At 67.2% G+C, this 24,871-nt stretch carries 32 protein-coding genes and 1 pseudogene; 14 read left to right on the forward strand and 19 right to left on the reverse strand.

What is annotated here, in order from left to right:
- Window positions 1-151: 151 nt before the first annotated feature.
- The 6 genes from F8566_RS09530 to F8566_RS52865 form a co-directional block, all read right to left on the reverse strand.
- Window positions 152-883, reverse strand: coding sequence for an SDR family oxidoreductase (locus F8566_RS09530; protein WP_151559627.1), 732 nt, complete (start codon window positions 881-883; stop codon window positions 152-154).
- 49 nt (window positions 884-932) lie between these two features.
- Window positions 933-1,193: a hypothetical protein gene (locus F8566_RS09535; protein ID WP_151559629.1), complete on the reverse strand. Its 261-nt coding sequence runs from the start codon at window positions 1,191-1,193 to the stop codon at window positions 933-935.
- A 107-nt stretch (window positions 1,194-1,300) separates the two neighbouring features.
- Window positions 1,301-1,693: a DoxX family protein gene (locus F8566_RS09540; RefSeq protein ID WP_151559631.1), complete on the reverse strand. Its 393-nt coding sequence runs from the start codon at window positions 1,691-1,693 to the stop codon at window positions 1,301-1,303.
- 493 nt (window positions 1,694-2,186) lie between these two features.
- The gene (locus F8566_RS09545; protein WP_151559632.1) at window positions 2,187-3,032 is read right to left on the reverse strand and encodes an SDR family NAD(P)-dependent oxidoreductase; all 846 of its coding nucleotides are present in this window, start codon (window positions 3,030-3,032) and stop codon (window positions 2,187-2,189) included.
- A 202-nt stretch (window positions 3,033-3,234) separates the two neighbouring features.
- Window positions 3,235-3,630, reverse strand: a complete 396-nt coding sequence (locus F8566_RS09550; RefSeq protein WP_151559634.1) for a Tn3 family transposase — start codon at window positions 3,628-3,630, stop codon at window positions 3,235-3,237.
- 636 nt (window positions 3,631-4,266) lie between these two features.
- Window positions 4,267-4,602 (reverse strand): peptidase inhibitor family I36 protein, encoded by a 336-nt coding sequence (locus tag F8566_RS52865; RefSeq protein WP_225993055.1) that lies wholly within the window; start codon window positions 4,600-4,602, stop codon window positions 4,267-4,269.
- A gap of 215 nt (window positions 4,603-4,817) precedes the next feature.
- Between F8566_RS52865 and F8566_RS49730 the strand changes: the two genes are divergently transcribed.
- Window positions 4,818-5,015: a hypothetical protein gene (locus F8566_RS49730; RefSeq protein WP_192809640.1), complete on the forward strand. Its 198-nt coding sequence runs from the start codon at window positions 4,818-4,820 to the stop codon at window positions 5,013-5,015.
- Here F8566_RS49730 and F8566_RS49735 read toward each other — a convergent pair.
- The 3 genes from F8566_RS49735 to F8566_RS09570 all read right to left on the reverse strand — a co-directional run bounded on the left by F8566_RS49735 (window position 5,008) and on the right by F8566_RS09570 (window position 6,632).
- Window positions 5,008-5,346: a hypothetical protein gene (locus F8566_RS49735; RefSeq protein ID WP_225993010.1), complete on the reverse strand. Its 339-nt coding sequence runs from the start codon at window positions 5,344-5,346 to the stop codon at window positions 5,008-5,010. The two genes, F8566_RS49730 and F8566_RS49735, sit on opposite strands and share 8 nt — an antisense overlap.
- Window positions 5,347-5,478: 132 nt before the next feature.
- Window positions 5,479-6,123, reverse strand: a complete 645-nt coding sequence (locus tag F8566_RS09565; RefSeq protein WP_151559638.1) for a carbonic anhydrase — start codon at window positions 6,121-6,123, stop codon at window positions 5,479-5,481.
- Window positions 6,124-6,368: 245 nt separating this feature from the next.
- Complete coding sequence (locus F8566_RS09570; RefSeq protein ID WP_225993011.1) at window positions 6,369-6,632, reverse strand: L-threonylcarbamoyladenylate synthase; 264 nt, start codon at window positions 6,630-6,632, stop codon at window positions 6,369-6,371.
- A 119-nt stretch (window positions 6,633-6,751) separates the two neighbouring features.
- On the opposite strand from F8566_RS09570, the gene F8566_RS09575 reads away from it, so the two are divergent.
- Window positions 6,752-7,486 (forward strand): ABC transporter ATP-binding protein, encoded by a 735-nt coding sequence (locus tag F8566_RS09575; RefSeq protein WP_151559642.1) that lies wholly within the window; start codon window positions 6,752-6,754, stop codon window positions 7,484-7,486.
- Window positions 7,487-7,737: 251 nt separating this feature from the next.
- On the opposite strand, the pseudogene F8566_RS09580 reads toward F8566_RS09575, so the two are convergent.
- Window positions 7,738-8,289, reverse strand: a pseudogene (locus tag F8566_RS09580) (Tn3 family transposase); the annotation flags it as partial.
- Window positions 8,290-8,481: 192 nt separating this feature from the next.
- On the opposite strand from F8566_RS09580, the gene F8566_RS52870 reads away from it, so the two are divergent.
- From F8566_RS52870 to F8566_RS09605, 6 genes are all read left to right on the forward strand, one after another.
- On the forward strand, window positions 8,482-8,631 hold the full coding sequence (locus tag F8566_RS52870; RefSeq protein ID WP_404800288.1) for a DUF4158 domain-containing protein: 150 nt from the start codon (window positions 8,482-8,484) through the stop codon (window positions 8,629-8,631).
- 203 nt (window positions 8,632-8,834) lie between these two features.
- On the forward strand, window positions 8,835-9,551 hold the full coding sequence (locus tag F8566_RS09590) for a C39 family peptidase (protein ID WP_151559644.1): 717 nt from the start codon (window positions 8,835-8,837) through the stop codon (window positions 9,549-9,551).
- Between the two features lie 121 nt (window positions 9,552-9,672).
- Complete coding sequence (locus F8566_RS50995; protein WP_225993057.1) at window positions 9,673-10,023, forward strand: tyrosine-type recombinase/integrase; 351 nt, start codon at window positions 9,673-9,675, stop codon at window positions 10,021-10,023.
- A gap of 206 nt (window positions 10,024-10,229) precedes the next feature.
- Window positions 10,230-10,451, forward strand: coding sequence for a hypothetical protein (locus F8566_RS51000; protein WP_225993012.1), 222 nt, complete (start codon window positions 10,230-10,232; stop codon window positions 10,449-10,451).
- A 21-nt stretch (window positions 10,452-10,472) separates the two neighbouring features.
- Window positions 10,473-11,363 (forward strand): hypothetical protein, encoded by an 891-nt coding sequence (locus tag F8566_RS09600; protein WP_151559646.1) that lies wholly within the window; start codon window positions 10,473-10,475, stop codon window positions 11,361-11,363.
- Between the two features lie 56 nt (window positions 11,364-11,419).
- The gene (locus F8566_RS09605; protein ID WP_264159304.1) at window positions 11,420-12,079 is read left to right on the forward strand and encodes a transposase; all 660 of its coding nucleotides are present in this window, start codon (window positions 11,420-11,422) and stop codon (window positions 12,077-12,079) included.
- 227 nt (window positions 12,080-12,306) lie between these two features.
- Here the strand turns inward: F8566_RS09605 and F8566_RS09610 are convergent, their stop codons facing one another.
- On the reverse strand, window positions 12,307-12,798 hold the full coding sequence (locus tag F8566_RS09610; protein ID WP_151559650.1) for a hypothetical protein: 492 nt from the start codon (window positions 12,796-12,798) through the stop codon (window positions 12,307-12,309).
- 403 nt (window positions 12,799-13,201) lie between these two features.
- On the opposite strand from F8566_RS09610, the gene F8566_RS09615 reads away from it, so the two are divergent.
- Both F8566_RS09615 and F8566_RS09620 read left to right on the forward strand, forming a co-directional pair.
- A complete protein-coding gene (locus F8566_RS09615) occupies window positions 13,202-13,588 on the forward strand; it encodes a hypothetical protein (protein ID WP_151559652.1) in 387 nt (128 codons plus the stop codon).
- Window positions 13,581-14,513, forward strand: a complete 933-nt coding sequence (locus F8566_RS09620; RefSeq protein WP_225993013.1) for a recombinase family protein — start codon at window positions 13,581-13,583, stop codon at window positions 14,511-14,513. The genes F8566_RS09615 and F8566_RS09620 overlap by 8 nt, the downstream gene beginning before the upstream one ends.
- Window positions 14,514-14,608: 95 nt before the next feature.
- On the opposite strand, the gene F8566_RS09625 is transcribed toward F8566_RS09620, so the two are convergent.
- The 3 genes from F8566_RS09625 to F8566_RS09635 form a co-directional block, all read right to left on the reverse strand.
- The gene (locus F8566_RS09625) at window positions 14,609-15,412 is read right to left on the reverse strand and encodes a hypothetical protein (protein ID WP_151559654.1); all 804 of its coding nucleotides are present in this window, start codon (window positions 15,410-15,412) and stop codon (window positions 14,609-14,611) included.
- 158 nt (window positions 15,413-15,570) lie between these two features.
- On the reverse strand, window positions 15,571-16,080 hold the full coding sequence (locus F8566_RS09630) for an EF-hand domain-containing protein (protein WP_151559656.1): 510 nt from the start codon (window positions 16,078-16,080) through the stop codon (window positions 15,571-15,573).
- A gap of 258 nt (window positions 16,081-16,338) precedes the next feature.
- A complete protein-coding gene (locus F8566_RS09635) occupies window positions 16,339-17,952 on the reverse strand; it encodes a hypothetical protein (protein WP_151559658.1) in 1,614 nt (537 codons plus the stop codon).
- A 193-nt stretch (window positions 17,953-18,145) separates the two neighbouring features.
- Here F8566_RS09635 and F8566_RS09640 point away from each other — a divergent pair, with 193 nt between their 5' ends.
- A complete protein-coding gene (locus F8566_RS09640; RefSeq protein ID WP_151559659.1) occupies window positions 18,146-18,550 on the forward strand; it encodes a recombinase family protein in 405 nt (134 codons plus the stop codon).
- Between the two features lie 163 nt (window positions 18,551-18,713).
- Here the strand turns inward: F8566_RS09640 and F8566_RS09645 are convergent, their stop codons facing one another.
- On the reverse strand, window positions 18,714-19,727 hold the full coding sequence (locus tag F8566_RS09645) for a sigma-70 family RNA polymerase sigma factor (RefSeq protein WP_151559660.1): 1,014 nt from the start codon (window positions 19,725-19,727) through the stop codon (window positions 18,714-18,716).
- Between the two features lie 154 nt (window positions 19,728-19,881).
- Here F8566_RS09645 and F8566_RS09650 point away from each other — a divergent pair, with 154 nt between their 5' ends.
- The 3 genes from F8566_RS09650 to F8566_RS09660 are packed head-to-tail and all read left to right on the forward strand — an operon-like array spanning window position 19,882 to window position 21,848.
- The gene (locus F8566_RS09650) at window positions 19,882-20,604 is read left to right on the forward strand and encodes an SDR family NAD(P)-dependent oxidoreductase (RefSeq protein ID WP_151559661.1); all 723 of its coding nucleotides are present in this window, start codon (window positions 19,882-19,884) and stop codon (window positions 20,602-20,604) included.
- Window positions 20,605-20,619: 15 nt separating this feature from the next.
- Window positions 20,620-21,423, forward strand: coding sequence for an SDR family NAD(P)-dependent oxidoreductase (locus F8566_RS09655; RefSeq protein WP_225993014.1), 804 nt, complete (start codon window positions 20,620-20,622; stop codon window positions 21,421-21,423).
- Between the two features lie 47 nt (window positions 21,424-21,470).
- Entirely contained in the window at window positions 21,471-21,848 is a 378-nt protein-coding gene (locus F8566_RS09660; protein WP_225993015.1) for a VOC family protein, read from the forward strand.
- 331 nt (window positions 21,849-22,179) lie between these two features.
- On the opposite strand, the gene F8566_RS09665 is transcribed toward F8566_RS09660, so the two are convergent.
- The 4 genes from F8566_RS09665 to F8566_RS09680 form a co-directional block, all read right to left on the reverse strand.
- Window positions 22,180-22,950 (reverse strand): SDR family oxidoreductase, encoded by a 771-nt coding sequence (locus tag F8566_RS09665; RefSeq protein WP_151559664.1) that lies wholly within the window; start codon window positions 22,948-22,950, stop codon window positions 22,180-22,182.
- 118 nt (window positions 22,951-23,068) lie between these two features.
- Window positions 23,069-23,836 carry an SDR family NAD(P)-dependent oxidoreductase gene (locus F8566_RS09670; RefSeq protein WP_151559666.1) on the reverse strand — a complete coding sequence of 256 codons (768 nt, stop codon included), beginning with the start codon at window positions 23,834-23,836 and terminating at the stop codon, window positions 23,069-23,071.
- Between the two features lie 40 nt (window positions 23,837-23,876).
- On the reverse strand, window positions 23,877-24,224 hold the full coding sequence (locus tag F8566_RS09675) for a cyclophilin-like fold protein (protein WP_225993016.1): 348 nt from the start codon (window positions 24,222-24,224) through the stop codon (window positions 23,877-23,879).
- 225 nt (window positions 24,225-24,449) lie between these two features.
- Entirely contained in the window at window positions 24,450-24,860 is a 411-nt protein-coding gene (locus tag F8566_RS09680) for a (R)-mandelonitrile lyase (protein ID WP_151559669.1), read from the reverse strand.
- Window positions 24,861-24,871 lie beyond the last annotated feature (11 nt).

Genomic DNA, 24,871 nt, shown 5'->3' on the forward strand with positions numbered 1-24,871 from the left:
TATCGAGCCATCGGCCGTCCCGCATGACCGTGCGCCCAACGAATTCGCGAAGGCCGTTCCAGACCTGGATGCACCTCGGAACCATGCACGTCCGGCTCCTGACCGGCAGAGACGGCGTGCCGCCGCCCCTCCTGTGGCCGTTGGTCTTCGGTCAGACCGGTTCTTCGAAATGGAAGGACTTGATGAAGCAGTCGCGGGGTTGGCCGATCGCGAAGAGGATGCACTCGATCAGGGACTGGCTGGTGAGCGGGTCTGTGGGTCCGCGGGGTGTGGTGTGCCAGTCCGGCGCGAGTGGGTCTGCGTTGTTGAAGTCGGGTGGATAGAGAGAGATCACGCGTACTCCCTGCGGCCGCAGGCGTTTGGACAGGATTTCGGTGAATCCGGCCTGGGCGTTCTTTGCGCTGTAGAACGCGTCGTGGGCGTTGGAGCGGCTGTGGCCTGCGAGTCCGGCGGTTGAGATCATGGTGATGATGTCGGGTTTGTCGGAGCGCAGGAGCAGGGGCAGGAAGTTCTTGGTGGCCAGGATGGTGCCGGTCGCGCCGGAGGCGAGGGTGTCGATGATGTCGGCGTCCGAGACCGTCAGGAGGTCTTCGCCCTGGAGCCAGCGGGCGCCGTTGTTGACCAGCACGTCGATGTGGTCGGTGGTCTTCGCGACTTGCTGGACGAAGTGGGTGATGGAGGCTGGATCGGTCAGGTCACAGGCGAAGGCGTGGACTCGTGGGTTGCCTCGGTCATGGATCTCGTCGCGGGTGCGTTCGGCTGCCTTGAGCGTTCGTGCGGACAGAATGACCTGGGCGCCGAGGTCAGCGAGCCTGATGGCCAGGGCTCGTCCGAAGTCGCGTCCGGCTGCGGTGACGACGACAGTGTGGTCGTCGAGTCTCATGTGAGGTTTCCTGTTCGTGTGGTCGGCGGCTGTGGCTGAGGTCAGCGGCTTAGATCATCCAATCTCCGGCGGAGGCGCGTTGCCAGGCGACCGCGACGTCGATGTGGACGCCGAGCATGCGGGCCAGCAGGCCGGCGGGAAGTTCGGTGGCGAACTGGAACAGCGCGGTGGAGCGGGCCTGGCAGGGTTGGATGCCGAGGTCCTTGAGACGTTGTCCGTGGTGGGGGCCCCTGCCAGCGGATGGCCGGGGAGAGATGGGTGAGGCGTTCCCGAGCGGCCCATCGGACGAATCGGCCCGCGTGGTGGCCAACGCGTTGGAGTACGACTTGGTATTTCTTGTTGGTGGTCGGGCTGCCGTTGTTACGGGCGTCGATACTGCCGAACCGCGCGGCGCGGCCCGCTGGCGACTTGCCCTAATCAGCCGGTGAAGGAGTCGGGGCCGAAACGGCCCCAGGCCACGAAGGAGGCCATAGCGAGGTAGACGAGATTCAGCGCGACGTATCTGTATTGTTCGTAGCGGGCGTGGGTGATCATGGCGCCGATCATTAGCAGGATCCAGCAGACGGCGGTCACCGGCACCATCACCGGTGCGATGTCGAGCGCGGCCGGCAGGATCAGGCCGGCCGCGGCCGAGATCTCCAGGGCCCCGAGGGTTCGGACGAACCCGGCGCTTGCGTGCATGGTCCATCCCCCACCGGACTTCGCGCCCAACTCGTCCAGTTTGGCCTTGTTCATGAACGCTTTGGTGAGACCACCGAACAGGGCGAGGGCGGCAAGCAGGCCGGCAACGATCCAGAGGGCAAGGTTCATGAGCTTCTCCTTCAGGTGTAGGCGACGCGGGCTCGTCCGCGATCGGGGCCGCGCCGTTCGTTGCCGACGGGCTGCCGAAGGATGCCGTTCGCGGGTATCCGCGCCGGGCTTCCCGATGCCGTAACCGGTCAGGCATCAGTCACCGCCGAACCTGTGCATGTGACACCGCGCCAGCGTCAGGTGCGCCACCGCACGTACTGCTTGCGGCGAGGTCGAGCTGAACATTTCTTCGACGCTGTTGATGAGCATGTCCAGGCCGTAGCGGTCGCTCAGAACCCGACACCTGCACCAGCAGTGGGCCGGCCTCGACAGACAGGCTTGCGATGCCGAGGCTTCGGCTTGGGCGTCGGCCGTGTGTGAACGTTGATCCTTTGCTGCCACCGCGCCGAGCGACCAGCATCGGCACCCTCGATGAGGGCCTTTCAGGCCAGCCCCGATCCGCCTGCCTGCGGATGTCTGTCTCGCGTGTCTGCCCACGCCCAGCGCACGAGTCTCACGGAGAGGACGTGTTGACCAGTGCGGCTACCTGGTCGTCGCCGATGGTTTCATCCGCAGAGTCGTCCACGAGATCGATACCGCCCGCCAACCAGCCGCCATCGATGGTGTAGACGCTGCCGGTGATGAACGATGCACTATCACTGGCAAGGAACGTCACCAGGTTGGCGACATCCTCGCTACGCCCCGGCCGGCGCAATGGAAAGCGGCTGTCGACGTCGAGCTCCTCGCCGATCTTCCGCATCAGATCATTACTGGCGATGTACCCGGGACAGATGGCATTGACCCTGATACCGACCGGCCCCAGCTCCAAGGCAGCCGACTTGACCAAACCCAGCACACCGTGCTTCGACGCCGAGTATGCCGCTGCCCCCCGATTACCGGTGAGCCCGGCCGCCGATGCGGTGACTACAACCGAGCCGCCGCCCACATCGCGCATCGCTCGACCTGCTGCCTGCAGGCCGAGCAGCACACCCCGCAGATTCACCGCCATCGTGCGGTCCCACTCCTCCAGCGGGTAGTCCAGAATGCCGGCCCAATGCCCTGTTCCGGCGTTGAGATGCGCAATGTGCACAGCGCCATAACGGGCGACCGTCTCGCGGACCATCGCATCGTTGTCCTCCTGCGAGGCCACGTCGACCCGCCGCCCGAACGCTTCGCCACCGGCAGCCACGATCCGCTCGGCCGTCCGCTCAACGCGCTCAACGCTCCGCCCTGCGCAGCACACTCGCACGCCCAAGGCCGCCAGCGTCGCCGCGGTCGCCGCGCCGATACCAGACCCCGCCCCGGTCACGACCGCGACCTTTCCTGCCAGCGAATCCATTCCCTGCTTCGTCAAAGTCATTGTTGTTCCTCCCGAACCCGAGCTCTGGTGCCCGTATCCAGCACAAGACGCAGGCGACTCGGTTTCTGTGACACCACACAGACATGACGTGCATCACAGACGGTCCGGTACTGGCAGGGATCGGTGCATCTTGCCCATCCCCGTCGAGCAGTACCGCGGCACCGGCCAGGCATGGTCGTACCGATGAGTCCACGGCGGGCCGTTACGCCCACAGCAGTCCCGACTCGGCCGGGCGCAGCGGGCGCCAGCCTCCGCCGTCCAGCTTGGCGAGTTCGGCCTCCACGTCCACGGTGATGACGCCGAAGAAGTTGATGTTCTCGCTGTGGGCCGGGGAGATGTGCGCCAGGATCTCGTCCGGCACGTCGCGGCCCTGGCCGCGCAGTTGTGATCTCGCTGACGTGCTGGATGCCGGTGTGCAGTGCGATCCGACCGACCGTCCATCGCAATGCCTGGGGAACCGGCCCTCCTGCTCGAAGAACTTCAGCAGCAGACCAAAGCCCAGACGCGTCAGGCCCGTCTTGTTCCCCATCTGCTCCCAGTCGCCGTCCATCAGCGTCCAGGCCGCGATCAGCTCCTCCGGCTCCCACTCCCGACGCATCCCCGCCGCTCCCTTCGCCCGACCGAACCCCGAGAACAGGGCAACACGATCAAACGGGGAATGACGCCTACGCCCCGGTACACGCAATTCGTGACGACCACGAACCGCAACCGTGATCTAGCTCATCGCTACTTTGGGGCTGGGGCCAGTTCCGGGAGCGGAGGGCCTTGAAGTCCCAGAGTTCGCGCGGGCTGACGTGCCTCCACGTCGAACCCAGGGGTCTTCATGCTCTATGGATGGTTCTGGCCCTTGGGTTCGCTGGAACCGGTGAGGCGTCCTTCGACGGTGGCCGGGGTCTGGCGGTCTATCCACCCGGCTCCGGGTGTAGACGCGGTCGGCGGTGCTCCTCGCCGCGAGCGCCTCCTCCAGCATCAGGGTGGAGACTTCAGAGTGATCGTCTTGGCGGCGGTGAGCGGGCGGGCCAGTCCGGTGTCCAGGCGGATCAGCTTCGCACCGGTGGCCAGTTTGGTGCGGCCAGGCACAGTCGGGCAACGGTCCGTTCTTCATCAGGAGGGGATCGTCATCAACATCGACAGGAGAGCCGTCAGACCAACGGGTCTGACGGCCCTGAATCATTCCGCCACGACTACTCGACGTCGACAGGCGCCTGCTAAATCAAGTCTGGGTGGAGAGGTGCTACCCGCCGATCGACCGATAGGGCCCGACGGCTGGAATTGCGGAGCCATTGGCGATGGTTCGGTTAGTGCCACGGCACCCGAAAGCCCATAGTCGCTGGCTGCGGCCCGTGCGGTTGTAGGCTGATCGATAGTTGAGTGCTGTAATCGTGCAATTACCCGCTGCAGTTTCTGTGTATATCTGTATGATGCCCGCGAAATTCTCCCCGGTCCATACACAAATGCGCCTGTCCGGGCAGTCGCGGATGTCCTTGGCCGATGCGGCTGAGAACGGCCTGGGCGCTGGTTCGGCATGTGCCGACGGAACCGCTCCCACGGGCGCAAGCGCCCCGATCATAAAGGCGGCCGGCACCCCGATCCTCGTCACCGTTCTTCGCGTTGACAAATTCGCTCCCCTCGTGCCCGACGTACTTTGGGCTTCGCGTCGTGGTCATCCAGGTCGCTCGCACGGATCGAGCGCCCTAACGCCGACCTGGGCCGGAAAGCCAGCCTCCAAAGGTCCGGCTCACGGCCTGCATCGAGAGCGCCGCGACCCCGGTCCAGATCTTGAACATGGACGTCACGTTAACGAACAAGCCATGCAAAAACTTATCCAAAACTGCCCAGTTGAAGGCGGCAGACGGAGGCAGTGGCCTCCTGGGCCTGGGCGCGGTCGCCATCATCAACGGCATGAACTGGCTCCTGACGGCCCATTTCCAGAAAAAGTTCATCTCGTCGATCGGGCACTCAACGGCCCGGCCGGTCATCTGATGGATCTCGACCTTGTGCCGCAGTTCCAGGACAGAAAGAACGTCTTCAACACCTGGGCACGTGACAACCGCGTGCCCTTGGCCGTGTTCCGCAGCGTCTTGCCGAAGTAGACATCAGCGTCGCCCGGCCCCATCTCCCACAACGGTCGCCCGAACCAGGCCCGCACCTGCTCCAGATGCATCACGTCCGAGGAGATCGTCCCGTCCGACAACCCGGCCGCAGCCCGCGCCAGCACATCGGTCTCCAACTCCTCCAGGGCCGAGGGCGCCGCCGGAGCCCTCGCGACCCGCAAATCCTTCACGACCGCCAGCGCCAACTCCAGCCCCCTCACCTTCACCGAAGCTGCAAGACGAACACAGGCCACGATGAACCTTCAGGGATTCTGAAGACTCTTCAAATACCAGAACCGGCATAGATCCAGGGACTAACCCCTGCTCCAGGGGTTCCTGACGTACGCGAGGGCTCAGGGAACCCAGGGGTTATTCCTCACCTGTGCCGTCAGGCCCCGCTCGGTGACCAGATGAGCGGTTCCCTCGGCCAGCCGGTAGGACAGGCCCGCCACCGCCGCCCGGCCGGCGGCCACCGCGTCGGCGACGACACCCGAGCGCTCCAGCAGCAGATCGACGGTGTGCCGGACATGCTCGGCGATGAAATCGGCATCGCGGGTACGCCCGGCGGCCTGGGCGGCCAGCACGCTGGGCGTCACCCGCTCCACCACATCCCGCACAAACCCCCGCACGCTCGTGCCGTCGGTCACCGCGGCCCGGGCGGCGGCGACCGCACCACAGGAGTCATGGCCCAGCACCACCACCAGCGGGCAGCCCAGAACGTCCACCCCGTACTCGACGCTCCCCAGCACCTCCGGCCCCATCACATGACCCGCCGTGCGCACCACGAACAGGTCGCCCAGCCCGCGGTCGAAGATGACCTCAGCTGCCAGCCGAGAGTCGGAACACCCGAACACCACCGCGAACGGGTTTTGCCCCGGCGCCACTTCGCTGCGGCGGGCCGCGTCCTGATTGGGATGCTCAGGCACCCCGGCCACGAACCGCCGATTACCCGCCAACAGCAGGTCAAAGGCATCACGCACAGTCTGAGGATCAGTCATGCCGGCACACTACGACCCCACCTGCACCTCCTCGGCCACCAGCCACCCAAAAAGGGATCACGACTGATGCCCGATCTCCTACAGGCCCCCGGTTTCTGCCCGGGTGGGGGTGCGACTGGGGCCGAGGGTGCGTCCCGGTAGGCGCTGCGGCCCGAACATCCGCCGGCGCCGGCGTCGGTCACCTATCAGGGCCGGGGGCCTGCGGCGCGGCGGAGCCGGTTGGCGATCGCCCACCCCAGTCCCTCCTACGCCAGGCCCGGCACCCGTACGCGGCTGGTGGAGTGGACCGCGATCGGGCGCCCCAGCGCCGCTTGCAGGTCCTCGCGCGTCACCCCGCCCGGCCGCAGCCCGGTCGGGATCTCGCCCGTGACGTCGACGATGGTCGACTCGACGCCGATCTGGCAGGGGCCGCCGTCCAGCACGAAATCGACCGCATCACCGAGTTCGGCACGGACGTCGCCAGACCATCGCATAGCGATCTTGTCGTACCGGCAGACCGACACCGCCACGCGCCTGGAGCTCTCCGCGGGCCGCCACCCCGCGGAACCCGCTCGATCGACTTTCGTGAACCGATGGCCGACGAACGACGGATGGCGGTGAAGCCCCTGGTCAGGCTTTGCTTGACGGCGTGATCGAGACAAGAGGGCTACAGAAGCGGTACCGCGGGATACTCGCAGTCGATGACCTGTCGTTCACCGCACCGGACGGGCAGGTGACGGGCTTCCTCCGACCTAACGGGGCAGGCAAGACCACGACCATGCGGATCATGCTGGGCTTGGAGCGGGCCACTTGCGGCAGCGCCACGATCGATGGTCGCCCGCTGCGCGAGCACGCCGCTCCGCAACGTGTCGTCGGGGCCGTGCTCGACGCGCGCGGCGCGCCGGCGGGCATGACCGCCCGAGCACACCTGCGGTGGCTCGCCGCCGCAGGCCGCATCCCTGACACGCGCGCCGATGACCTGCTCGAGCAGGTCGGCCTCGCCACGGTGGCCACGCGGCGCATCGGAGCTCTCTCGCTCGGGATGCGCCAGCGCCTGGGGATCGCCGCCGCGCTGCTGGGCGATCCCGGAACGCTGATTCTCGACGAGCCGGTCAACGGGCTCGACCCCGACGGCGTGCGCTGGGTGCGCCACCTGATGCGAAGACTCGCCGCAGAAGGCCGCTGCGTGCTGGTCTCCAGCCACCTCATGGCCGAGATGCAGCAGACCGCCGACCGCATCGCCGTCATCGGCGCAGGAAGGCTCTTGAGTCGGTTCGACATCGGTGACCTGGCCGAGGGCGCCACCCTCGAAGACGCCTACGTCAGGCTCACCGCCGGCGTAGTCCGGTACCGCGCCGGCGCAGCGGAAGGCGACCAGCGGTGAGCACCGCCATGACCGAGCAGGCGAGCACGGTCCCGGGTCCCGCCCACGCCTTGGCCGGCGAATGGCGCAAGATGCGCGCCCTGCCAAGCAACCTGATCGGCGTCGCCGTGATCTTTGTGGCCAGTGTCGGCGTCGGGGCGTTCATGACCCTCGTCGGAGATGGCCCCTCATCGCCGATGCCCAGGCCGAGAACGAGTACGCGGTGATCTTCTACAGCTCAGGACTGATGACGTGGGCCTTCGCCTACCTGGCCGCAAGATCCGCTGGCGCCGTTTGCTGTCGGCCCGGTACAGCAGGTCCACCAGCTCGGCCGGGATGATCCCCTCCACCGGCACCGTCTCGCCGAGCGCGTAGCACTTGGTGCGGTTGGACGCCCCGGCCTTGTACCGCTTGATCAGCGCCAGCGCGTCCATCATCGGCGCGTGCATCGTGTTAGCCGACCCGAACTCCAGCGCCTCGATGATCTGGATCAGACCGGTTCGGTAGTGGCTGGTGTAGGAGGCCTTGAACACCCGCTGCTTGTGCTGCCTGTAGGACGACCCCTTGGCGCGGTACTCGTGCAGCAGTTGCACCAGTGTCTTGTAACCGCCCGGCACCGCCGGGTAGATGACGTCCTCGACCGTCTCCTGCGGTGCCTCCAGCGCGGCCTCGGTCATCTTGAACAGGATGTTCTCCTTGCCCGACACCCGCTTCAGCTCCGCCACGAAATCACCGATGACCTTGGTCTCGGCGCGGGCGTTGATCCGGTGCACCGTCGAGATCAGCAGGTCCACCAGTGTGTCGGTGATCTCCCGCCTGCGGCAGACAGCCGACGGCACCAAGCCGCCGCGAACCCTACGAATCCGGATCAATACTGACCGCACAAGATCAGAGCGGTCATCAGAACCACGAAAGAAGCCCACAACCCCCGGCTGAACAGGGAAACGTCAACGCGTGTACTTCATGACAGCTTCGTTACCGGCAGGCCTTCTTCCTGGATAAACGCGGACTGGGAACTGATCCAGGACAAGCGCCGGGACCACATCCGGCTCGGGTTCGCGGTCCAGCTGACCAGCATGCGGTTCTTGGGCCGGTTCATGCCTGACCCGCGGCAGGTGCCAGCGGAGGTGGCCGAGTACCTGGGCGGAGCAGTTGGAGATCGCTGATCCGTCGTGCTTGAAGTTGTACAGGGAGCGTGACGGCACGGCCCGCACGCCCATGATCATCGCGGGATGCGTCGTCACCGGGCCAGGCCGTCGTGGCCAGATTCGTGTCCTTCTTCACGTGGCTGATTAAGCGACTGATAAGGAATCGATAATCCGGTCGGCTAGATTTCTCATAATTTGAGGCATTCGGAGACGGGGAAAGCATGAGAAAAGCAGTCGTTCCCGCGCTGGGCGTCGCGACCATGGCAGCTGCGCTCGGCGTATCGGGGCCACACGCGTCAGCCGGTCAGGCGCACGCGACCGGTCAGACGCATGTGACAAGCCAGGCCATCGCTGCGAGCAAGAACATCGTGACCCTCACCATCCACTGGGAGCAGCAGAAGAAGGGATATTGGTGTGGTCCGACGGCCGCCCGCATGGCCTTGAAGACCTGGGTCAAGAACCCAGCCTCCCAGTCCACTCTGGCCGACGACATGATCTCGGACTGGCCGCACGACCCGCACACCTCCGACGCCACCAAGGCCACAAAGGCCATGAACAACGCCCTGAGCCGCAGCGGCTTCGGCAAGCCCTACTTCACCCGCGGCTTCAAGAAGAACACCCCCCTGTACAAGAAGCGGGCGCAGCTCTTCAAGGACGTCAGGGTCACCGTCGGCAGCAAGCGCCATGCGATGGTCATCCACATCAGGTCCAACAAGAAGAAGAAGTTTCACCCGAATTATCCCAACAGGTACGTCGGTCACTACGTCACCATCATCGGATTCAACCTGCAGGCCGGCACCATTCTCATTACCGACCCTGCGTCTGGTTACAACAAGGATTGGAGTAAGGTGCCGAAGAGGTACTGGGTCAGCGCGAACAGGCTGGCCACTGCGATGGCCACCGGAAACGACAATCACTACTACTCGACCATGAGCTGAACGGGCACGGCAGCGCCCCGCCGTCTCGGTGGGGCGCTGTGGTCAAAGGCCCTGTTGACCTGAGGACCTGGTAGACGCCGACTGCCTGGACCGCTACCCCGACGGGACACCGCAGCTGCGGATCCCGGCCGGCAAGAGCTACAAGGAGCGGATGGTCCCCATCCACCAGGACGCCGCCGATGCCTTCCAGACGGTCATCGACATGCGCAAGCAGTGCCACGACCGGCCGTTCATCGACGAACGCACCGGCGAGCATATCCGCTACCTGTTCGAGTATCCGCTTCAGAAGGTCAGCAAGGCCGCTGGGCTGGTCGGCCCGACCGGCTGGCGGGGCAAGCAACGCGGCGCCGTCTCGGCGCATAGATTCCGGCACACGGTCGGAACCCAGCTCGCTGAACGCGGTGCGAAGCTCCACACGATCATGAAGATGCTCGGGCACTCCTCGGTCTCCATGGCACTGGTCTATGCCTAGGTCAGCGACCGTGAGGTGCTGCGCGACTACAAGTCCGTGCTCGAACCCGGTGCGGTCATCGCCGGCCCGGCCGCCGACGAGCTGAAGTCCGGAGCCCTGCCCGCCGAGGCCGTCGACTGGTTAAGAGCAACTTCCTCAAGACCGAACTCGAACTCGGTCACTGCCTGCGCCTGCCCGCCGAGGGCCCCTGCGAGTGCGACCTCTACTTGACCTGCGCCAAGTTCGTCACCACCCCCGAGTACGCTCCGCGGCTCCGCGCTCGGCTGGAGGTCGAGCAGCGGCTTGTCCAGGACGCCGATGACCGCGGCTGGACCCGCGAGGCCGAGCGCCACCGCTGCGCCGCCGCGCGCATCGAGAAGTTGCTCGACGATCTCGGTGAACCTATCTACGAGCCGGCGGAGAACACCTCATCGGCCGAACCCGGCTGAGCATGCAGCAAAGATGTAACTATGCAGGCGATCAACGTGGACAAGTTCAACGCCTTGGGCGTCAACTCGGTGGGACTGCATCGGGCGCCCTTTCCGCTGTCAATCAGCGTTGCCGAGTCCGAGGGCATCTGGACCGTCAGCGCCACCGCCGCCCGCGCCTACGACGTCATCGACGTGCTGGCGGCCAGCGCACACAGGACTTCGATGGTCCTCAACGTCGATCAGACCAGCTGGCTTGCCGACGACTACACGCCTTGGCGACTGCGGCGCATCGCCCAGGAGCAAAAAGTCGACGCCACCGCCCACGACATTGGCTGGGCGTCACCGTCGCCGGCCCTCGCCGACGAACTCCTGGTCATAGCCTGGCACGACCTGCGTCGATTCCTCGACGGCTGGAGCCCTCACAACATCGACGTTCTCGATGTCCCTGGACCGCTACCCGAAGTAGATGAACTCGTCCTGGCGATCAACACCCGGGATGCCACCACCAACCTGCTGCCCAGGTCACCCGGATCACAGGTCTACTACTCCGGCCACGACGACTGCTACCTCTACGTCGAGACCATCGACCACGCTCTGCCCGCGCGACTGCTAACTCGGCTCCTTGCCCTTTTCGCGGGCTCCGCCCTTCTCGACGACGACGTAGACACGCTCACCGTCCCTCACCCCGACCAACGCCTCGCGGCGACCCTGCTCCACCGCAGCACCCATTGGATCGGCATCGTCTTGAACAGCGAACCTGGACGCATGGTCACCCTGGCACTCACTCCAACCACCAGGGCCTGGAGGCTGGCCGATCCGGTTCCACCGGAATCTCCACACCAGATCCAGATCACCCTCGATCTTCAAGACGGTACGTGGAGAGTCTCTCCTACAACTACCGACCAGCAGGCCCTTGATTTGTCCACATAAAGTCCGAGCTCGGGTTCGGCATCACCCGGCTGCTCAACATCGATCTGCTGCCCCGCATCAAACGGATCAACAAGGTCCGCCTCTACCGGCCCGCCACCGGCGAGCCCAGCGCCTACCCCAACCTGGCCCCGGCGCTGACCCGGCCGATCAAGTGGGACGTCATCGACCACAACTACGACCAGGTCATCAAGTACGCCACCGCGATCCGCACCCGCACCGCCTCCACCGAAGCGATCCTGTCACGCTTCACCCGCTCGGCCTCCCACCCCGCCTACCAGGCCATGCTGGAGATCGGCCGCGCCCAGCGCACCGCGTTCGTCGCCCGCTACCTGAGCGAACGCGACCTGCAACGCGAGATCGAAGAGGGCCTGAACGTGGTGGAGTCCTGGAACGCCGCCAACGCGGTCATCTACTACGGCAAGGGCGGGGAGGTCTCCACCAACCGGCGCGAGGAAGTCAAAATGGGCGCGCTGTGCCTGCGGATCCTGCAGGCCTCGCTGGTGTACGTCAACGCCCTCATGCTCCAGGACGTCCTGGCCGAGGAAGAGTGGGACGACCGGCTTACCCCGGCTGACCGCCGCGGCCTCACCCCGCTGTTCTGGACCCACGTACGCCCGTACGGGAAGTCCGCCTGGACCTGGGGGCACGCCTGGCAATTGGAGCACCGACCAACCCGCCAGGGGGCCCCGGAGCGGGTGGGCTCGCCACCCTGGTGACGACACGGGAGAGGGCCAGGCCCGGCCAGGCCAGACCTGACCCTCAGTAGTGGTGGGGTGCTGCCCTCAACGGGACAGGCTGCCTACGGCCTCTGCGACCTGGGGGTTTAGCTGCACGACCATCGCGACCGTGGCCAGCAGCTCCAGGCCAGCAGATCCACCGTCACCTGGTTGGGCATGACCTCGCCCGCATACTCGCCCGGCTGCATGCCTAGCGGTGATTCGAATCAGAAGCCCCAGTTGCGGTACTCATAACCGATTGCGATCGCTTGGAGAATCGCCCGGTTGAGACTGTTGTCCCCACGGACCCGCACGTACTTGGATCCGAAGCCGCAGATGGAATCACCCGGCCGGTTGGCACACAGGATCGTGTAGGAAGAACGGTTCCCATCCTGGTATTGGTAGGAAGCCGAGTCGGGGTAGAGGCGGCCAGAGAACGTCCGAGTTTGGCCGTTATCATGGCGGACGACGTACGCAGTCCAGCCAGATTGCCTCGCGGCGAACACGCCTTCGTAGGTTCCGTCTCCGTTGCAGACGGCAGGGAACGGTTTTTCCGAGACGAGATCTCTGCCATCAACGACCAGGCTGTCGAAGTACATCGTAGACCCGGCGCATAGCGCCCGTGCCTCCTGCGGTGCCGCGGCAGCCAGAGCCGTAAGCGTCCCCGAACTGAGTGCCGCGACGCTGAGACTGGCCGCGAGGAGCCTTCTGGTTCCCATGGGTTTCACCCTTCATGTGCCGCTCGTACGGTGCCGAGCAGGGGACTCCAGCGTGTTCCGCGGAAACTGGGGCTGTCTTGAACAAAAGCGAACTGCGGGAAGATCGTGCGCCGACTGTTCACCGAGGTGAAGATCCGCCGCAGGACCGTCCGGGCTGCTGACCGAGCCGCCGCTCACCACCAGGGCTGGCCGGGAGAAGCTGGTGGCGTTGATGTTCGACACCTTCGGTGTCGCGTGCTGCTATCTGTTTAGTCTCTATGAGGCGGGCATCACTATCCACCACACCCGTCTCATCCGATGCCAATCGGAACCGATCCCGCCTTCCGCCTCCCCTTTTGGCCCCCTAAGGTTGTGGTGAAGCCGCCCGGGCACGGCCCGGCCGATCCCCCGGGAAGGGAACACCATGGCCCTGCTCAAGCAGGTCGACTGGAACGGCAACGAGGCCCCCTACACCGCGATGGACCTCGCCCGCCACGAGCAGCGGGTCGCACGGGTCCGGGCGGAGGTCGGTGAGCTCCGGTCCGCGGTGCACGCCATGCGTGCCCAAGGCGGGGCGTTCCTGGACGAGGTCGCCGCCTTCCTGGACCGCGAGACCCAGCTGCTGGAGCGCGCGAACGAGGCCGACGGGACAGTTGACCTGGGCTGGAAGGACGACACCCCGGAGCGGGACGGCTACGTTCCCACCAGCGCGCGCAGCGCCCTGCTCATCACCCGCGCCTTCACCCAACAGACCGGTAAGGCCGCCGACACCGACCGCACCCAAGAAGCCGGGGACGCCGGGCGTGGCTGACTTGGTCTACCTGCGGCACTCCACCGACAAACAGACCGACGCCCGCCAACGGCACGCCCTGGCCGCGCTACTGGCCGCCGGCGCCCCCGTCTATGAGGACCCCGCCACCTCCAGCCGCCAGCTCTCCCTGGACCGCGCGGGCTTCACCGAGCTCCTGCACGAGGCCGCCGTCGGCGACACCATCCGCATCGCCGACGCCGCCCGCCTGTTCCGCTCGGTCGCCGACATCCTCGCCCTGCGACCGGTGCTCATCCGCCGCGGCCTGCACCTGCGGGTCGAGTCCGGACTGCTGTCGGGCATCGACCTGACCTCAGACGACCCCGGCACCAAGATGATGGTCTCGATCCTGGCCTCGGTGCTGGAGTTCCAGCGCGACATGATCAGCGAGAACACCCGCGAAGGCGTCGCCGCCGCCCAGGCCTCCGGCAAGACCCTCGGCCGCCCCGCCGCCATCGACCCCGGCCAGGCGGCCGCCATCGTGACGGCCTACCGGGACGGCACCGCCGTCAAAGCCCTCGCCCGCCGACACCAGGTCGCCCCCAAGACCATCCGCCGCGTCCTGGACGCCGCCCGCGCCCGCGAACTGCCCGACCAACTCGACGCACCCCCGGCCACCCCCAGCTCCCAGCACGGCCTACCCACGGCGGACCAGGACGTCGTACTCGACCTGCCCGGCCTGCTCGCCGAACACCTGCGCACCGCCGGCGACGACGCCGTCCGCCAAGCCCTCGCCGCCGGGCGCACCATCCGCCGCGGGCAGGGCCACACGGTCCGCGTCACCGCCCCGCTCGCCCTGCACCGCGCCGCCCTGCAGCAGAGCGCGGCCCTCGCCGCCGAGGCAGCTGGCCCGGTAGCGCGCAAGGCTCACCGGGCGTACGCCGCACGCATCACAGCCGCCGACCAGCAGCCGCAGCCAGACAACTGACCAGCCAATAGACCCGAGGACACGCAGGTCCGGCCTATGTCTCGCTGGACTCGGCGACTGCTAGCAGGTCTCGTTTGCGGCCCATGACACGACCGTTAACGGCACCCGTACCTCGGTAGACCCCTGGTAGAGGGGCCCGGTCGAGGTGTTCCAGGATCTGCCAGGGTGTGGATGATGCCGCGGATGATGCCGATGGCGTCGGTTTCGATTCGAGCGATCTGCTGGTGGTGGCGGTGCGGCTGAAGCGGTGGTATCGAGGGTGGCCGTAGTTCGTGGTGGGCCAGGTCGCAGATGATCTGGGTCAGGCGGCGGACGGTTTGGGCCAGCCAGGTGCGGCCACAGATCGGGGCGCGTTTGACCCAGAAGAACCGGTCATACAGGTCCTGCTCGGACTGGTTGGGCCCGAGTCCGGGCAGCCGCCCCGAACGCTGCAGCAGTGAGGCGCCGTCGGGCACCAGCCGTTGAGCGATGGCGAAGTGGACCTGCTGGCTGATCTGGTAAGCGGTGATGATCCGGTCGGTCTCGGTAGTGCGGTCAAGCTTGTGCAGCCGGCGCAGAGCGACGCTGACCGTGGGATAGTCAGCGGCCCATTCGGCAGTGAAGGAGGGGTGGCACGCCTGTAGTCGCGGCCGAGCGGTGGCCTCGTACTGTTCGGGGGTGCAGCTGCCGATGTAGAGGAACAGCACGCTGTAGCCCTCCTGCAGTTGCACCGCACGGTCGGCCAGTTCGAGGGTCGGTTCGGTGAGGAACCGGTGCAGAGTGGCGCCCAACTGCTGCCAGAGTGGGAAGGCTGCCTGCTGCCCTGTCCGCAGCCGGTACCACAGCCGGGCGTCGGGATCGGCGGGCGGCGCCAGTCGCTGCATGCCGGCACCGGCGGCCGCCTGTTCCACGAGGTCCAAGTCGTGGTCGATCGGCTGCGGACAGGGCGCCGGCGACGAGCATGACGCCGCGGTGGCGCCCAAGCGCGGCAGGGCACGCGGCAGAACAAGCCGGTCCACGGTCCCCTTCACCGGAGCCGTGGGGATGGGCACGCATCGCATGGGGTTCAGGAGAACCGTCAGTTCTGGGCAGCCGGGTTGGAATTGGTGTAGAAGTCCTCCAGCATCGCCACGAACTGCTCGATGGTGATCGCGCCGTCCCCGTCGCTGTCCAGAGTCTGGAAGAAGTCGGAGTAGTCGGCGGCGTTGAAGCCGACCGCGCACAGTAGCGCGATGAACTCCTGCTTGCTGATCTGGCCGTCGTTGTCGGTGTCTGCGAGGGCGGCGATCGACTTGGCCAGCGGCTGGACGTGGGCGGTGAACGAGCCGGGGCCGAAGGAACGGCGGGCGTATTCGTCGAAACTGATTTTTGCGTCGTGGTCGGAGTCGGCCTCGGCGGCCAGGCCGGCCCAGAACCGCAGATGGCCGTCCAGGACCGCCTGGGCCTTGGCCGACCCCTCCTGCTGTCCCATCACGCGCGTCACCCGGCGGGCCATCCGCTCGAAGTCCGCCCGCTGCAGGTAGCCGTTGGCGTCGCTGTCGAAGACGATGAAGGAGTTCTTGAGTCGAGCCTGGACGTGGGGGTTCATGCGGAGGCTTCTCCCTTGCGTCGGGTGCTTGATGGCAGGCCTGGACGCCTGGACGGCCAGACCTTCTCCGACTCGCTCTCAGCATTCACTGGCCGCATCGCTAACACACACTCAGATACCCGTGCACCTTCGCCATTCGTCACGCTTCGCCGCCAGAACACTATTACGGTACGTAATCGAGCATTAACTGGTGGGAGGTTGCCGAGTTCCCGGGTGAGTGCGGCCCGGCTGCTGTCTCCTTCGGTCGGGATTAGACGGTTATGCGAATTCCCGGGCTCGCTGCCGGGCCGCCGTGCTGACCGCGTTATGCGGGCTCGTCTCGGCGAGTTCGTCGAGCAGTTCCCTCGCGCACGCAGTGCCGATCCTCGCGATCGCTTCGACCGCCTTCACCGCGCGGGCCCGGGCGCCCCGGTCCGCCCAGCCGGGGATCAGGGCGGCCAGGTCGCGAGCCGTACGGTCGTCGCCGAGCCACCCGAGGGCGGGCAGCACCCACGGGTCACCGTGCAGGAACAGCGCCCAGCCGAGGTCGGCGAGCGAGCGCCGGTCACAGGCGTCCCGGACGGCCTCCAGCCGCTCATCCGGCTTCTTCGCCAGCGTGATGAGTCGCTTGGTCGCCGCCTCAGGCAGGGCACGCCCGGTGTCGGCGATCAACACCTGAGGCAGGCCGTCCGGGTCGGCGTAATCGGGAAGCCGGGCGGCCCTGCCCGGCTCGGTCAGCACCGCCGGCACCTGGCTGGCAGGTGCGTCCGGGACGCGGGTCCGGGTGGAGGGTCCCGCCAGTTCGGGGTGGGCCTTGAGATGCAGGTGCAGCAGACCGGCGGCGAGGAGGGCACTGGTCGAGTCGCTCCCGGCCACCTTGGACAACACCCGGACGGCGCGTACCGGGAAGCGTTCCATCGCCGCGCGCAGATGCGTGCGAGCGTGCTCGCGGTCGTAGCGCTCCAGGAGCAGTTCGAACGCCTCGTCGCTCGGCAGCAGCGAGATCAGCTGGACCAGCGGCTCCAGCCAGAGCTTGTAGACCTTGATCCGGTCCCACGCGCTGACCAGCACAGGAGCGATGGCGGGGCCGACGCCGTCGGCCATCGTCGCGCGCAGGCCGAACGAGTACGCCCCGAAGTCAGAGTCCTCCAGGCGCCATTCGCCGAGCAGCTCCAGGTGCCGCGGCGTGCCGATCGAGGCCCACAGCAGACTGCGGTAGGCGCGCTCACCTCCCCATTCGTCGTCGGGCGGCTCGACGCAGCACTCATCGACCCAGTCATGCCGGGTCGGGACCAGGTAGGAGGCGACCATCCGCTGCGCCCGCGTCCGGCGGTGGGCCGACAGCCGTCCCACCGCCCGCTCGTACTCCGCGTCGCTCCCAAAGGCCAGCAGGCCCCGGACGCGCCGCAGGCTCACCGAGTCGACCAGCCGGAGGGAGTCAAGGGGGCTCAGCTCGTTCGACGAGGCGATCGCGGCCAGCTCCGCGAGCGCGCAGGCGGCGAAGGCGGGCCCGCGTTCCACGACCCAGCCATCGGTGAAGATCCGCGTGGTGTCGTACCCCTGGCGCACTCGTTCGACGATCGACAGGATTGCCGCGGCCCCGGCCGGGTCGTCCACGCCGCCGAGATAGTCGCGCGCCTGCGCGACCATCGCCGCATCGCTCTTGCGGTGGGACAGCGCCGACTCGATGGGGCCACGATGATCCTTGATCAGCCTCGCGAGGGCGTCGGCTGCACCGGCGTCGACCGTGTCACCGGGGTCGATCGCGCCCACCGACCTGTCGGTGACGCCGGTCGCCGGGGGCTGTGCGCCACCACGACGCGGGTGCAGGTCTTCTCGCAGCGAGTCCGGCAGGACCAGAAGGTCCTCCTCCGGAGGGAAATGATCATCCATGGCGGAGCACCCTAGTGCTCGTTGAGACATTGCACCGGGGATGCGACCGCCCACCTGAACCGCCGTCCCGAAAGCGCTCGAATACGGGACGGCCTCGAACCCGGGACGGTCGCCCGGGTCGAGGCGTCCCTCAACCCGTCCCGGAACCCACCTCCGGTGATTGTTTCGGGACGGTTGGCGGGACGATCAGGGGATGCAGCCCGCCGCACCAGCCGCGGCCGTCTACACCAACACCGTCCGCATCGGCTACGCCCGCGTCTCCGGACGGATGCAAGATCACCAGATGCAGCTGGACGCCCTGGCCGCAGCCGACTGCCGCGAGGTGATCGTGGAGACCGCCAGCACCCGCGGCGGTCGGCCGAAACTCCGCGTCACCCTGGACACGCTCAGACCAGGCGACACCCTGGTGATCTACAAGCCGGACCGCATCGCCCGGTCAATGAAGGAGCTCCTGGCACCTTGTTCGGCCACACCCACCACGGGTGTGCCAGCCGCCGGTCGGGTGCCGTCCGCGGCGGGCTGTACCACACCGGCAACGTCCTGCCCGGGCCGCCACCCGGCCGGGCGTGCCTTCAGCAGCGCGAGTTCGCCGCGTTGATCGAGAAGGCGCGGACTCCGACAACCGCCTGCCCGGACCGTGGCGTCGGTTCCGGCGCCTCACTGAACATGACTCTCGCTGGTGCTTCCGGTGCATTGTGAACCGCGAGCAATGGTCGACCTTTCACATTTCTCGTCTGGGATGCGGGCTGAAAGCAAGGCGGTCAGTTGCAGGGAAGGGACCGCGGGAGCCCGAACCACGGAAGGACGCTGTTGTCGAAACGGGTCACGGCGCTGATACGACCGCCGGCCAAGGTGAGGACCACGAGCCCCGTCCCACGCCGGATGCCATCGCTGCCCGAGCGCAGATAAGTACCGAATGCCGGTTGGCCGTTCGCGCGCGTAGGCACCAGGTGGTACTTCCGGTTGGCGCTCATGAGCGCGGCGTAGAACCCGGCGACGGCGTCGCGGCCGAGGTACTCAAGCGGCATCGGCGGCATGGAGACGCGAGCGTCGTCGGTGAGCAGGCCGACCAGGGCGTCGACGTCGCCGGATTCGTAGGCCCGGGCGAACTTCGCCACAAGTGCCTCTTCGGCCGGCGAAGCAGGCGCAGGTGGTGAATCGTCCATCCCGCTCGGCGGGATTCGCCGGTGCAGCGTGGCGCGTGCCCGTTTGAGCGCGCTGTGGACCGAATCGACGGAGGAGTCGAGCATGTCGGCGACCTCGGTCGCCGGGTAGCCGAGCACCTCGCGCAAGATCAGGACGGCACGTTGGCGTGCTGGCAGGATCTGCAGCGCAGTGACGAACGCCAGCGAGATGGACTCTTTCTGTTCATAGCGTGCTTCCGGTCCGAGCGGCGCGGCGATCGCGCCGTCGAGGAGAGCGTCAGGGTACGGCTCCAGCCACACGACTTCGCCGAGCCGGCTCGGCTCCGGCGGTTCGATCTTGGGCACATCCCACTCCTTTGCCGGGCGACGGCTGGCCGAGCGAATCGCGTTGAGGCACTGGTTCGTGGCGATCCGGTACAGCCAGGTGCGGATCGAGGCACGCCCGTCGAACCGGTCGAGTGCCCGCCACGCCGCGAGCAGCGTGTCTTGCAAAGCGTCCTCGGCGTCTTGGAACGAGCCGAGCAGCCGGTAGCAATGCATGTGCAACTCCCGGCGATGTGGCTCGGTCAGCTGCCGGAACGCCTCGCCATCGCCGGTCCGCGCCCTCGCGATCAGCTCGCTCGCTGTCACGTCTCATCACCCCACCTGGTGTCAGTTCTTGCCAGCCCTTCTCCGGTACTGACACCGGGCAGGCCGAGAACTGGGCGCGCCACGCCCGCCCAATTCCTCCACAGCGTGGTGTCTGCACCATCGACAGCTCGATTCCACCTCATGAGGAGCACACATGACCCTCACGGACAAGACAGTCCTGGTCACCGGAGCCAACCGCGGCATCGGAAGGGCGCTGGTCGAGGAGGCGCTGAGTAGGGGCGCCGAACGGGTCTACGCCGGCACACGGCAGGCCCTGAATCCTACGGATGAGCGCGTCACGCCCCTGGTCCTGGACCTGACGGATGCCGCCCAGATCAACCTCGCCGCCGAGACCGTTGATTCGCTCGACGTCCTGATCAACAACGCGGGCGTCTACGGCTATGAAGACCTGGCCGATCGAGCTGCCCTCGAACAGCATCTCGCGGTCAACCTCTTCGGCCCCTACGCCGTCACGCAGGCCTTCCTGCCCCGGCTTATCGAGTCACAAGGCGCGATCGTCAACATGCTGTCATTGGCTGCGGTGGCTGCCCTGCCCATCAGCCCTGCGTACTCGATCTCCAAGGCGGCTGCCTTCTCGTTGACGCAGTCGCTGCGTGCCACTCTCGCCGGCCAGAACGTGGACGTCCACGCCGTACTGCCCGGTCCCGTGGACACCGACATGGTGCGCGACCTCGAGATCCCGAAGACGTCACCGCAGTCGGTAGCCGCAGCCATCCTCGACGCGCTGGACAAGGGAGAGGACGAGATCTTCCCCGATCCCTTCTCACAGGCGCTTGCCGATAGCTGGAACAGAGGGGCGGTCAAGGCGCTCGAACGTCAGAACGCGGCGCTCGTCGGCGACGCCCAGAACCAGTAGTGGAAGGGCATACCAATGAGTACGAGTCTGCTGCTCCAGAACAAGACGGCCGTGATCTACGGAGCCGGCGGCGCCATCGGTCACGCCGTCGCCAGAACCTTCGCACGCGAAGGGGCACGCCTCTTTCTCACAGGGCGCACCCTGTCGAAGGCGGAGGTACTGGCCAAGGAGATCGTCGCCGACGGCGGCGTGGCCGAGGCCGCGCAGGTCAACGCGCTCGACGAGAACGCCGTGGCCGAGCACCTCGACACGGTGATCGAGAAGGCGGGCGGCGTCGACATCTCGTTCAACGCCGTCGGGCTCCGCAACACCACGCTGCAGGGCGTTCCGCTGGTCGATCTCGACGTCGAGGAGTTCATGCGACCCGTCAACGAGCACGTGCGCGCCAACTTCTTGACCGCACGCCTTGCCGGCCGGCACATGGTCGCCAACGGCGCGGGCGTGATCATGACCGTGACCTCGCTTCCCTCCCGGATCGCCAATCCCCTCATGGGTGGCGTCGCCTTGGCCATGGCAGCCGAGGAAGCCCTGATCAGGGACCTCTCCGTCGAACTCGCGCCGTACGGCGTACGCGTGGCCGGCGTCCGGACCCAGGCCATGCCCGACAGCGGCACGATCGAAGAGGTCTTCGGCATCCACGCCAAGGCCCACGGGATCACTCGCGAACAGTTCCAGGCCATGGTTGCCGAGCGGACACACCGCAAACGCCTGCCGAGCCTCCAGGAAATGGCCGAGGTCGTCACGTTCATCGCCTCGGACCGGGCCGCCGGTATCGCCGGAACCATGGCCAACATGAGCCTCGGAGCCATCCCCGACTAAGACGCCGGGAGAACCCCATGGGCCTTAGCAGCAACAGACTGACCGCGATGATCGCGGTCACGGACATGACACAGGCGACGGAGTTCTACGAAGGGAAGCTCGGTCTCTCGGCAGCACGGACCGGCGCCGACGGAAGCAAGGTCTACACGTCAGACGGCAGAGAGTCGATGATCGTCTACCCCTCTCCGGACCACGCGGGTAGCTCGACCGCGACCCTGGTGAGCTGGAACGTCGACGACGTCGAGCAGACGGTCGACGAGCTGACCTCGAACGGCGTGACCTTCGAGCAATACGAAGGCGTGCTCGAGAGCGGCTTCGACTACGGGACGGACGAGAAAGGGATCTCACCTCGTGCAGGCGGCGGTAAAGTCGCCTGGTTTAAGGATCCCGACGGGAACATCTTGTCGATCGAGGGTGATCACTAGAGCACGCCCATCACCGTTTGCCCTCGAGTTCGTCATCGCCCGCGTGGTGGCGGGGCTGCGCCGCGGCACCATGCCCCACGTGCTCACATCGTCCGCGTGTCCCTTCAACATCTGCTCGCAAACGCATTCAGGGCGAGCTCGACAATATCGATGACGAGTAGTTCAAGACCTGTGGATCGCCGTGTCATGAGACTTGCTGATCCACAGGTCTTGACCATTCCTCCCAGCAGATTGAGCGGCTGCGGTCGTTCCCTGAGGAGCTGTGCCAGGCCGCCGAGGGAGCCGCGCCGGTGCCCGGCCCCGCGTGCCTGCTTGGGCAGGCCGCCGGGGGTCAGGTGGTTTGGCCGCCGTCGATGACCAGGGCGTGGCCGATGGTGAAGGCGGCGGTGTCCGAGCACAGCCACAGCACGGCCGAGGCGATCTCTTCGGGTGTCCCCATGCGGCCGATGGGTTCCTGGGCGATGACACCGGCGCGGCCCTGGTCGGTGCCGCCGGTGAAGCGGTCCATCATCTGGGTGTCGATGATGCCGGGGCAGATGGCGTTGATGCGGATGCCGGTGTCGGCGTAGTCCAGCGCGGCCGACTTGGTCAGGCCGATGACGCCGTGCTTGGCGGCGGCGTAGGCGGCCTGGCCCTTGAAGCCCTTGACGCCGGCTCCGGAGGAGGTGTTGACGATCGCGCCGCCGCCCTGGTCGAGCATCAGCGGGATCTGGTGCTTCATGCAGGTGAAGACGCCCTTGAGGTTGATGCCCAGGACCCGGTCCCACTCGGCTTGGGTGATGTCGGTGAGGGGATGGACGGGCTGCTCGACGCCGGCGTTGTTGAAGGCGATGTCGATCCGGCCGAATTCGCCGATCGCCGCGTCCAGGGCGGCGCGCACGCTGGTGTCACTGGTGACGTCGCAGGTGACCGCGAGGGCGCGTCCTGCCCGGTCACGGATCATACGGGCGGTGGTGTCGTTGGCGTCGGCGGCGATGTCGGCGACCGTGACGGCGGCGCCCTCTCGGGCGAACGCCAGCGCGGTGGCGCGGCCGATGCCGCTGGCGGCGCCGGTCACCAGTGCGGCCTTGCCGGTGAAGCGGCCACCGGTCGGCTGAGTCATCCACTGCTCCTTGGCGTTCGTGTGCCGTCGTGGGTTGTTTGGAGTTCCCTGGTCAGGCGGTCAGGGCCGGGGGCGCTGCTCGCCCGGCCGGGTCATGGGGCCGGGTCATAGGGCAGGGTCATTGGGCGGTGTAGCCGCCGTCGACGGGGAGCGCGACGCCGGTGACGTAGCTGGCGCCGGGGCTGCACAGCCACAGCACAGCCTGGGCGATCTCCTCGGCGGTGCCGAGCCGGTCGATGGCCTGGCCGGCTTCGGCTTGGCCGCGGTCGAGTTCTCCGCCTGCGACCATGGCGTCGACCATGGGAGTGCTGATGGTGCCGGGGCAGACGGCGTTGACGCGAACGCCGCGCGGGCCGTACTCGAGGGCGGCGCTCTTGGTCAGGCCGATGACGCCGTGCTTGGAGGCGTGGTAGGCGGCGCGGCCGGGGTTGCCGACCAGGCCACCGAGGGAGGAGCAGTTGACGATGGCTCCGCTGCCCTGGTCCCGCATGTGGCGCAGCTGGTGCTTCATGCTCGCCCAGATGCCGCGCAGGTTGACGGCGTTGACGCGATCGAACTGGCCGGCGTCCTCGTCGGCGGCGTCGGTGGGCGGAGCCATGATGCCGGCGTTGTTGTAGGCCATGTCGAGCCGCCCGAAGGTCGCCACGGTGCGGGCGACGGCGACGGCGACCTGGTCTTCGTCGGTGACGTCACAGACCAGGGCGAGGGCCCGGTGGCCGGCGTCGGTGAGTTCCTGCGCGGCGGCGCGGGCGGCGTTGCCGTCGATGTCGGCGAGGCCGACGGCGGCACCGCAGGCGGCGAAGGCGCGGGCGGCGGCCAGGCCCATGCCGGAGGAGGCGCCGGTGACGAAGGCGACCTGGCCGGTGAAGTCGTAGGCGGGGTTCATGAGGTGCCTCTCCTGACGAAGGTGTGCGGTGCGGATCGGGTCAGGGGGCGGTCTGGATGGTGATGCGCTGTGCCTTGGCGAGCTGGGCGGTGTCGGCGTCGATGTGGCCGAGGATCAGCAGGTCGGCGGAGGCGGAGGGGCCGTCCTTGTAGAAGAGGGCGAGGTTGCCCCACGGCGCGAAGTAGGCGATGTCCCCGGCTTTGGCCGCGGCCGGCGCGGGTGCGCCGTCGGTGGTCAGCTTGCGCGGCGGGTAGCCGATCCGCTCGGTGCCGTGGAAGTCCTCCAGGTCCAGGGTGAGCGGGAGCAAGGAGGCCAGGTCACGGGCAGCGGGGCTGCCGTTCAGTGTGGCGTTGACGGGCTGCCCGTCGAGGGTGACACGGATGTCCATTGAGCTGTTCCTCTCAGACGGTGCGGCGGGCGTCCCGCGCGGCGCGGTCGGCCGAGGGGCCGAGGCGGACGGCTCGGCGGACGGCGCCGGTTGGCCGCTGCTGCAGGCCGCCACGGCCACGGCCAGCGCGGTCACGGCGGCGAGACGAAGGGTGGCACGCGGCATGGGCGGTCTGTGTTCCTTCCATCGTGTGAGCGGCTCGGCGTCGTGCTCGCAGAGCCGGGGTCAGGTGGTGGCCGGAGCGGCGGCGTACTCCTGGTCGGTGACGGGGGTCAGCCAGTGCACGACGTCGTGGTCGGCGTCGCTCTCGTTGATGGCCAGGTGGACCATCAGCCGGTTCGGTGCGGCGCCGTGCCAGTGCTCCTCGTCAGCCTCGAACAGCACGCGGTCACCGGGCCGGATGACCTCGACCGGCCCACCCCGGCGCTGGCACAGGCCGATCCCTTCGGTGACGAAGACGGTCTGACCCAGCGGGTGGCGGTGCCAGTGAGTGCGCGCCCCGGGCATGAAGTGCACCAGGCTGGCGCTGACCCGGGACGGGGCGGGCGCCGCGGCCACGGCGTCGATGTAGACGTCGCCGGTGAACCAGTCGGCAGGGCCCTTGGAGGTGTCGATCGAGCTTCGCGTGATCTGCATGGTCGTTCCAT

This window comes from Actinomadura rudentiformis, from assembly GCF_008923185.1.
GTDB classification, from domain to species: domain Bacteria; phylum Actinomycetota; class Actinomycetes; order Streptosporangiales; family Streptosporangiaceae; genus Spirillospora; species Spirillospora rudentiformis.